This is a genomic window from Stenotrophomonas sp. HMWF003 (assembly GCF_003061285.1).
GTDB lineage: Bacteria > Pseudomonadota > Gammaproteobacteria > Xanthomonadales > Xanthomonadaceae > Stenotrophomonas > Stenotrophomonas maltophilia_AP.
This window is the reverse complement of the sequence record NZ_QAIW01000451.1, coordinates 2,413-3,513: the sequence shown is the minus strand read 5'-3', so window position 1 is coordinate 3,513 and position 1,101 is coordinate 2,413. Positions and strand designations below refer to the sequence as shown.

At 64.9% G+C, this 1,101-nt stretch carries 1 protein-coding gene; it reads left to right on the top strand.

Annotated features, from left to right (window positions below):
* The coding region (gene hslU, locus DBR34_RS19995) for an ATP-dependent protease ATPase subunit HslU (protein WP_258224189.1) at window positions 1–1,009 on the top strand (1,009 nt) is incomplete at its 5' end.
* Window positions 1,010–1,101: the final 92 nt, after the last annotated feature.

Here is a 1,101-nt window from a genome sequence, read left to right as displayed (position 1 = left end):
GGCCAAGGTGCGCGTGCGCACGCAGGCTGAAGAGCGCGCCGAAGACCGCATCCTTGACGCGCTGCTGCCGCGCCGCAGCGCAGGCATCGGGTTCGATGCCGAGGCCGCGCGCAACGAGCCGTCGGCGCAGGACAACGAGACCCGCATCAAGTTCCGGCGCATGCTGCGCAACGGCGAGCTGGACGAGCGCGAGATCGAGCTGGAAGTGTCGGCCAACGTGAGCATGGACATCATGACCCCGCCGGGCATGGAGGAAATGGGCCAGCAGCTGCGCCAGATGTTCTCGAGCATGGGCGGGGCGAAGGCGCAGAAGCGCACGCTGAGCATCAAGGCGGCACGGCCGCTGCTGGTGGAGGAAGAGGCGGGCAAGCTGGTCAACGAAGACGATATCCGCAGCGCGGCGATCGAGGCCTGCGAGCAGCACGGGATCGTGTTCATCGACGAGATCGACAAGGTGGCCAAGCGCGGTGACAACGTGGGCGGCGGCGATGTGTCGCGCGAGGGCGTGCAGCGCGATCTGCTGCCGCTGGTGGAAGGCTCGAACGTGTCGACCAAGTACGGCACGATCAAGACCGACCACATTCTGTTCATTGCCTCCGGTGCGTTCCATCTGGCCAAGCCGAGCGATCTGATCCCGGAGCTGCAGGGTCGTTTCCCGATCCGGGTGGAGCTGGGCGCGCTGAGCAAGAACGATTTCGTACGCATCCTGACCGAGCCGAAGGCGGCGCTGACCAAGCAGTACGAGGCGTTGCTGCAGACCGAAGGCGTGTCGATGAAGTTCACCGAGGACGCGGTGGACCGTCTGGCGGAGATCGCGTTCCAGGTCAACGAGCGCCAGGAAAACATCGGCGCCCGCCGCCTGCACACGGTGCTGGAGCGCCTGCTGGACACGCTCAGCTACGAGGCCCCGGACCGCGACGGCGAGACCATCAGCATCGACAAGACGTACGTGGACGCCCACCTGGGCGAGCTGGTACAGGACCCGGACCTGAGCCGCTACATCCTGTAACGCATCACACCAGTCGGGTGGTAGGAAAGCGGCGGCGCGAAAGCGTCGCCGTTTTTTTTAATTCGATTGCGGTGGATCAAAAGCGTTATGTG